At 34.1% G+C, this 7,811-nt stretch carries 10 protein-coding genes and 1 pseudogene; 2 read left to right on the top strand and 9 right to left on the bottom strand.

The window, feature by feature from the left end; genetic code table 11:
• Positions 1-26: 26 nt before the first annotated feature.
• The 6 genes from JCM21714_RS17285 to JCM21714_RS17260 form a co-directional block, all read right to left on the bottom strand.
• Entirely contained in the window at positions 27-980 is a 954-nt protein-coding gene (locus JCM21714_RS17285) for a M23 family metallopeptidase (protein WP_035726306.1), read from the bottom strand.
• Between the two features lie 44 nt (positions 981-1,024).
• The gene (locus tag JCM21714_RS17280) at positions 1,025-2,146 is read right to left on the bottom strand and encodes a serine hydrolase (protein ID WP_035726304.1); all 1,122 of its coding nucleotides are present in this window, start codon (positions 2,144-2,146) and stop codon (positions 1,025-1,027) included.
• Between the two features lie 19 nt (positions 2,147-2,165).
• Positions 2,166-2,954, bottom strand: a complete 789-nt coding sequence (locus tag JCM21714_RS22555; protein ID WP_235183024.1) for a DCC1-like thiol-disulfide oxidoreductase family protein — start codon at positions 2,952-2,954, stop codon at positions 2,166-2,168.
• Between the two features lie 540 nt (positions 2,955-3,494).
• Positions 3,495-4,049, bottom strand: a complete 555-nt coding sequence (locus tag JCM21714_RS17270) for a DUF5819 family protein (protein ID WP_235183023.1) — start codon at positions 4,047-4,049, stop codon at positions 3,495-3,497.
• Between the two features lie 187 nt (positions 4,050-4,236).
• The gene (locus JCM21714_RS17265; RefSeq protein WP_158413558.1) at positions 4,237-4,458 is read right to left on the bottom strand and encodes a hypothetical protein; all 222 of its coding nucleotides are present in this window, start codon (positions 4,456-4,458) and stop codon (positions 4,237-4,239) included.
• A 197-nt stretch (positions 4,459-4,655) separates the two neighbouring features.
• Entirely contained in the window at positions 4,656-4,871 is a 216-nt protein-coding gene (locus tag JCM21714_RS17260) for a hypothetical protein (protein ID WP_035726297.1), read from the bottom strand.
• A 501-nt stretch (positions 4,872-5,372) separates the two neighbouring features.
• On the opposite strand from JCM21714_RS17260, the gene JCM21714_RS22550 reads away from it, so the two are divergent.
• Together JCM21714_RS22550 and JCM21714_RS22545 are read left to right on the top strand one after the other, a co-directional pair.
• On the top strand, positions 5,373-5,513 hold the full coding sequence (locus JCM21714_RS22550) for a S24 family peptidase (protein ID WP_369403650.1): 141 nt from the start codon (positions 5,373-5,375) through the stop codon (positions 5,511-5,513).
• A gap of 81 nt (positions 5,514-5,594) precedes the next feature.
• A pseudogene (locus tag JCM21714_RS22545) lies at positions 5,595-5,744 on the top strand (SAR2788 family putative toxin); the annotation flags it as partial.
• 514 nt (positions 5,745-6,258) lie between these two features.
• Here JCM21714_RS22545 and JCM21714_RS17255 read toward each other — a convergent pair.
• From JCM21714_RS17255 to JCM21714_RS20315, 3 genes are all read right to left on the bottom strand, one after another.
• A complete protein-coding gene (locus JCM21714_RS17255) occupies positions 6,259-7,311 on the bottom strand; it encodes a replicative DNA helicase (RefSeq protein ID WP_052000882.1) in 1,053 nt (350 codons plus the stop codon).
• A complete protein-coding gene (locus JCM21714_RS18905; RefSeq protein WP_052000881.1) occupies positions 7,268-7,543 on the bottom strand; it encodes a DnaB-like helicase N-terminal domain-containing protein in 276 nt (91 codons plus the stop codon). The genes JCM21714_RS17255 and JCM21714_RS18905 overlap by 44 nt, the downstream gene beginning before the upstream one ends.
• On the bottom strand, positions 7,540-7,811 hold a 272-nt coding region (locus JCM21714_RS20315), incomplete at its 5' end, for a replicative helicase loader/inhibitor (RefSeq protein WP_035726295.1). The genes JCM21714_RS18905 and JCM21714_RS20315, both read right to left, overlap by 4 nt.

The following is a 7,811-nucleotide window of genomic DNA, read 5'->3' as shown; positions in this document are numbered from 1 at the left end:
TAATATATTCCTTTCAATTAGTAAAATTATCTGAAGACCAAACTCGAATCATAAATAACATCATTTTTTTTCAAATGATTCCCTTCAAATATTAAAGGAACAGAAGTACTTCTAAATATATTTTGTATATTGGTTTCGTTATCATTTTTTCTTACAGCATGGAGGTGTAAATGTGGCTCACTGCTATAACCAGAATTTCCAACAGCCGCTAAAGGTTCGTATCTCTTTACGAATTCTCCTTCATTGACGAGTATAGAATTCTTTTTAAGGTGAAGCAAAATTATAAAATAATTACCATAATCGATAACAATATAATTAGATTTTGATTGAGATGGGTTTTCTTTTATCGTATCACTCTCGCTATCTTTGACCTTATGAACTATTCCGCTAACTGGACTATAGATTGTTTCACCAAATATCTCATATGAACGATAGTCATCTAAATTTTCAAGTACCTTCTTCCGAAACCCTATTTTGTTTATTTTCACTAAATCCACAGCATGTTTCTGACGATTATCTGTAAAATGCCTATTAATTAATGGATGACCACCTCCTTGTACTACTACAAAAGGTCCACCCTTGAAAGGAAAACTAACCTCAATACCTTCCTGCGAGTAATTTGGATAAAGAGATTGTTTGACCAAATAACTACTATTAATTATTTGAAAACTAGTTAATATACAAAGAGCAATAACTCCTAATATAACGAGACTGTTTCGACTTGTTGTAACAACTGGTTTGTTTTTCATTTTTGTGAAGTAAGATGTTACAATACAAATTGAAGGCAAAATCATTGAGATAATTCTCAAATAATAATTGCTTCCACTCCAATCATGAACAAGAATAATAACTGTAACCGTAGTAAAAGCAAATAAACTATAAATGATCCAACTTAACTTACTACGAAATGGATATAGAAATAGCATTAAACATAATATGATCACTAAAGCTAAGGTGCTCATAATCAAAATCAATTCCAATAAGTTCCTCCTTCAGCCTAAGCAGTTGTGTGAAGTCTATTCGGTTATTTGCTCTTTAGAGTTCGAATCACTTCTTCTTTGAAATTTTTGTCAGTGGCTAACTTCCCTATAAATAAATCAAGTTTTTTTTCAATCCATATTAAATCCATGCGAGAAGGATCATGAATAAATATTGCCATATCAATTGTATTTCCTTCCTTGTCCTTTGAGTAAAAGGCTGTAGTTAATACTGATATTGTAGATCCTCCTTTTAATCCCAAGTCAATTATGCTTGAATCTTTGTTAGGAGTAATATTTAATATTCCATGCAAAATTTCATGTCCATTGCTTGTTAAAATTGCTCTGTTTCTAATATTTTGCATTAAATTTGCATATTCTCTCGTGGTAGACTTTGGTTGTTTTTCTGAAGAGACAACTTGCAATTGAATATTATAGTTATCTTTTATATTCAATCGATCTATTAATTTTTTTTCATTGTCATTCCTTAATAATTCGTTTATATGCCTTGCTTTTTTTCTATATTCTTCATTGGTCATCTCTTTAATTGTTTTTATTGATTCCTTTTGTGTAGTACCATTTTCCGATTGTAAATAAGCACATATAAGGTTTGCCGTAGAAATGGGGAATAATGGATCGTGTTCATATAAAGATAATGATTTTAATAAGTGATTTACTCTGTCTAGTCCTAGTTTATTCATAAGAAATTCGGTATTGGCATTTGAACTGAATTGAATCATACCCTTCGCCACTTGCAAGAGTGTAACTTGACCGTTATTAAGTTGATCGTTTTCTTTTAGATAGTCGATCCAATCCATGTGAGATCCCCCCCCATCAGTGTTTTCGATAAAATATTTATCTAACTCCTTTAAAGGTACTAACTCCTGGATTTCAATTGCTTTTATATCTGCTTGTTTGGCAAATTCTATAGCTATCACTATTTTCATGGTGCTTGCTAAAGGCATTTTCATGTCCGCTTGATAGTCTAACAAAGGGGGGGTGTCATTATATATTGCGCAAATGGAAGCTTTCTCTGGATTATTCTTGATAAACATTAAAACATCATGCTCGTTTTTTTTGTCATCTATTGACTTAATTATTTTCGCTAAAGCCCAGAAAATCGTTAGTATAAGAAAAATAATTATTATAATCCATATATATATTTCCATTATTATTCTCCTCTCTTAATCAAGATTTACTTTGAATATTAATATCACATCCTGAGTCATCACAATGATTTACTGGGACAATTAATCTCCGTTTTGCGATATAGTCATATATTAAGTCACCTAATCTTAAAAACTTCCCAACCAATAAGAATGGAATTAATACATATAAGGGAACTAACCTTGTACAAATCTGTAATATCGAATCAAAACCCCGTTTCATTTCTCCCTCAATTACTGACTTGCTATGCATTCTAATCTCTACTTCCTCTTTTACCAATTGATTTTCATTTAAAACTTTTTGGTTTCTAATACTAGCTGATTTCACTAAGTTGAATAGGTCCATTTTATTTATTGTTTTCATTACCTGTCTGCACATTGGACACCATCCATCAAAAAACACTAGAATTTGATATTTCACCAAATGTTTTGTTCCAAATGACCTAGTTTTTCTTTTTACGTTGGTTGCAATTTTTCTATATTGATATTTAAATTTATGTTTAAATCTAAGATACTCTGAATCCGTAAAAACCAATAATTCAAACATAATCATTACAAGAGAAAATGATAAAAGTCCCATTCCTATACCAATTCCAACATGGAATAAAATCATAGATAAAACAATATATGGTTTGATTGCTTTATTTAACAAGCAGAATGGAAAGGCAAGTTTAATCAGAATGCTTAAGTAAGAAATAACGATAGTTACCCACAAATAGTTTTCTGTTAGATTTTGTAATATTGATCTACTAAATTCACTTACTTGAGAGATGTAGTAGATTGCCGTGCCATTCTGCCAAACTTCTCCCATTACTTGAAAGATCCCCCCGAGAAAAAGTATACAACGCAAAGTTGTATTATACATGCTAATACAGCAAAATTGTGAAATATCATAGATATATCCTTAAAGAAACTAGTTTTGTTCGCCTTCAATCTCTCTTGGTGCTTTTTTGCATCTAAAGAAAAGTAGGCTGTAGTATTAGCAAACAAGAGGAATAACATACAAATAATGAGTAAGTTGTCTCCACCATCGCTTATATGTACCGTTCTGTTGTATAAAGAAAAATAAAATATATAATTTATAATAGAAATTATTCTGCCTTTATAGCCTAACAAATAAATAATAGTTACAATAATTCCCAGATGATAAATTAGATCAAAATAAGCTAAAGAGTTATTGAAATTGTATAGAGAAAAAGCTGCTTCCTTGGGTTCATAAACGTTAACACCTGAATCACTCCACAAGAAATACCTTTGAAAGTAATGAATTAAATAATGGTAAAGGAGTAATAAAGCTATAGAAATCCTTACCAAACTTGCACCTATTAAAAAATTTTGACTTTTCGCAAAGTTATGGAAATGCGACAACATTATTATTTAGCTCCTTCCATTCTAATGTGGTGAAGTTTTCCTCTGGTTGATATTCTTTATCATTTCTCTTGGAATATGGGACTGCTTCAGTGGAATTGATTAAAATTCTTATTTTATCAATATCTTTCTCATCATAAATTTTTTTAGCGTAAGACGAAGCATAGCGATATAATACCTTCTCTACTTCAGACTGCGTTATTTCAGCAAGTTCATCATATCTAGAAGTGTCATCTGATTTTTCCAATGATTTATTCATAATTTTCACTGTTAAAACATCAGTCACACCGAGGTTATAGCTATTAATATAGCCCAACCCTACCCTAAGCATCCTATTGTAAGGTGTAAAAACACTATCATTATTCGCTCGAACAAGAGGATCAGTAATGTTGTACCATTCACTCTCAGTATTATTGTTCCTTAATTTCACCTGCACGAACATGGTATAATTATTGGTCAATGGTTCTGGAGCAAATAAATGCCAACTTTGGCGAAAGAAATTGTCTACATATTTATCTGTAAAAGGTTTAAACTTCACAGATATTGGGTTTATTGGACCACTATGGAGTGTCGTAATACAGAAGTGAAAAATCAAAAGTATGGCCAAGAAAATTATCAAAGATTTTAAAATGATTGTCCTTCCCTTACTTTTAAGCAAGTCATACCCTCCTTTATAAAAGTTGGTTCCTGTCAAATATGTATGAATGACAGGAACCGAAAGTGTGTTACTTATCAAAAATTTCTTCTACGGCTTCATCTTGCACGTCACTGTTATTATACCCACCTAACATGATTGAACCTTGGGTAGTAGCATCTCTTAGGGCAGCTGCATTTGCTTTGTAAGCGTGTGTTCCATATACCCAAGCCTTTTGCCCCCCCGCCTTAGCTACAGCCCCCCCAAATAGCTTGAGGTGTTTCTGAGTTAGAGCTAGAAGCTTGTTCAACACTTACATTTACTGGGACAATACTGTGTGAATTGGCTGTTGAAGAGGCACCGAAGGCTAAAAGGCCGATTGATAAAAGTAAACAAGTTCCAAGTAAAGCGACCACTTTCTTTTTCATATAATTCACCTCCTTTCAATTTCGGAAAAACTTTTTTAACAAGAATCAATAGTTTTACTCTTGAGGTAGAGTCTTTCGTTTCTTATTGAATGACTAAAAATAAATATAAATATGAAAAAGTAATACCACCAAAGAAAAAAAGAGTTACTAATCCGTATCTTCTTTCATTTATATATATATTTAGTAGATCGAATGCGATGACAGCAACAAACATCATACCTCTCCCCCCCCAATAATTAGCAAATGGAACGAAGAGCCCAAAGCCTAAAGATATTAAACAAGTCAAAATTGTAATCATTTTTATTATATAACCCCCAAGTTTTTACTTTGATAATTTTAACAAATAATATTTTAATTGTAAATATTTTCTTTATAAAATTAATTTTGTTAATCTTAACTATTAATTCCTTTTTTAATCTTTTATCTCTAAATTCACGTAAAATTACTTATGATTATTTTAGAATTTTTACATATAGTGTTTTAGGTTATATATAAATAAGCATAGCAAAAAACTAGCGGCGCCATAGTCTAGATCAGTGGGATCTAATGTAAGGTAAAGAATGCTCCACTGTGATCAAGAAGGGCATCTAAATTTTAAATGTAGAAGAAAGTATAAAGACTTCCGAAAACTGAAAAAATACGATTATTTGCAAGATAAAGAGGATCTTCAATCGATTGAAGGTCTCGATCAATCCACTGGTTTAATAAAAGATATGGATAAACCCATTTAAGTACCGATCATTGGTAATGTGGCAGCTGATATTCCCACAATTGCGATGGAAGACTATCGATATATGCTTTGGAAGATTGGTTGATTCAAGCATGTGAGACATTTGCTTTGCAAGTAACAGGTGATAGTATGATTTATAAAAGAATAGAACTGGGCTATTTAGTTTTAGTTCATCTCCAACTGACGCGAATATTGGAGGAATTGTCTTAGCAGTTATAGATCAGGAAGCGACCATGATGTAGCCATTATAGAAGTCCACGGAAAAAGTTCACAGCCATTATAACCGATTAATCAACACTTAATAGACATTGGCGAAAGCATAAAAATGAGTTTCCTGACTATACACAATCGAAGTACTTTACTAGAGATCAAGCTTTAGTAGGAACAACGGGTAAATATAAATATATACTTACCAAAAATGAGATGATAGGGTGGATTATACTTGCCTTATATGTGGTCTTGATAAATTAAATAAACCTGCATATGATAAATATAATGGTCCCTCTTTTGACATTTGTCCTTGTTGTCAATTTCAATATGGGGGTCAACGATTATGTAGAAACTTGTTAAGAAGTTTTTATGCCAAGAGAGGAAACTCATAGTATTTATAGAAGTCAATGGATTAAAAACGGAGCCAAAATAACCTATCCGTTAGAATACCAGAGAAAGAACACCTGAATAGTCAACTTGAAAATATTAACTTTTCTCTATGAAATTGTTTTCTGTACAAACTATGAATGATACTATACCAAAGAGCCGCCCTTTTATTTCAGAGAGGTCTATTTTCTGTTATTCAACGTAACAATCAACTCAAATAATGCAATTAAAAAGGTATCAAGCGAATGAAAGGAACATTGGAAATATGTTATAAATACTTTCTTAGCTAATGGATACCCATATTTTACTCTTTTCATAGGTAGGGTACTTGCTAGATACAGAAGCGGATCCTATCCCTTTACTTGTGTGTAAAAACCTCACCCCCCCTCCCAACAAAATGCCCATATTCCTTAAAAAACCCCCCCAATTCCACGGTGCCAACTGGTCCATTACGATGCTTTTGAAGAATCACCTCCATGACATCCGCCTTATCTGTTTCATTCTGATAATAATCCTCGCGATATAAAAACATAATCAGATCGGCATCCTGTTCAATGTTGCCAGATCCTCTTAAGTCCGACATGAGTGGCCGTTTGTTATGCCTTGCTTCTACCCCCCCTCTTGATAATTGCGATAGTAATAGGATCGGCACTTCCATTTCAATTGCTAATAGCTTTAGTTCACGCGTCATTTCACCGATCGAAATATCCTCGCGATCATATTGCTTTGCTGGTATGATCATTTGCAAATAGTCAACAATGGTAATGTATTTGGCATCAGGATTCTGATGGACTTGCCGCCTTATCGCATAACGTATTTCACTAATCGTCCGCTTCTTATCAAAAATAGTCAGATCCCAATTGGATATTTCACCTACCGCAAGACTTGCTTGATGATAATCTTTTTCGGAAAAGGAAGACGTTCTCCACTTCTGTCCGTTCACACGCGCCTCTGCCGAAATCATCCGTTGTAATAGTTGTTTACTGCCCATTTCCAAACTAATAATCGTTGCTGCGTCACCGTTCTTGCAATGGCTCGCTGCCAGATTTAAAGCAAATGCAGTCTTCCCTACAGAAGGTCTGGCAGCTACAATAATTAAATCCCCCCCTTTTTGCCAGCCACCTGTCATATCATCTAATTCCTGATAGGTGGACATAAAGCCTGTTGGTCCATCGCTGGCATACATCTCCTCGGTTAATTCGATTAAATAATCATAGGTCGTCTTCTCCTCTTTGTTCGCCCCTTCTTCGCGGAAATGTTGTAAATTCTTGATGAGCGCATCCATCCCTTCCTCCGAAGGATTCGATGTATATTTCAGTGCCGCTTCCCGTCCTTTGCGAATACGATAGGCATCTTTAATCAATCGTTCATGATGTTTGATATTGACTGTAGTTGCTATCGACTCTGCCATTTTTAATAAATAGGATACTTCCAATCGCCTTGCCTAAATGTGTCGTCACCACGGGGGGGATATCGATAAACTCCTGTTGTTCTGACGCCTTTTGCACCGATCGGTAAATCTGTTGATGGTTCTTATGATAAAAATGCTTAACTTCCAACTCCAAATCTTTGATCAATGTCCCGTCGACTAAGACAGCACCAAGCACGGCAACCTCTGCTTCATAATTGACGTGAGCTGTCATGATTTCGCCTTCTCCTTGATCAGCGTCTGCATCTGAACTCGAAATCGATGCTTTACTTCTCGTGGTACGTTGCCAGCTTCTTCTTTCCATCGCTTCATTCTTGTTAAATACGCATTGTCTTCAGGTGGATAAGCAGCAATCGCAGCGATCGTGGGAGGAAAAGGGTTACTTGCCGCATAGTCAGAAAGCTGCTTGAGCACACCTTGATAGTCCATTTTCATGAGTATGGGAATAAGTAAATTCCCTTTCCGTTCTGTCATTTCAAAGG

Source organism: Gracilibacillus boraciitolerans JCM 21714 (assembly GCF_000521485.1).
GTDB lineage: Bacteria > Bacillota > Bacilli > Bacillales > Amphibacillaceae > Gracilibacillus > Gracilibacillus boraciitolerans.
The sequence above is the reverse complement of the archived record's forward strand: the minus strand, read 5'-3'. Positions and strand labels throughout refer to the sequence as shown.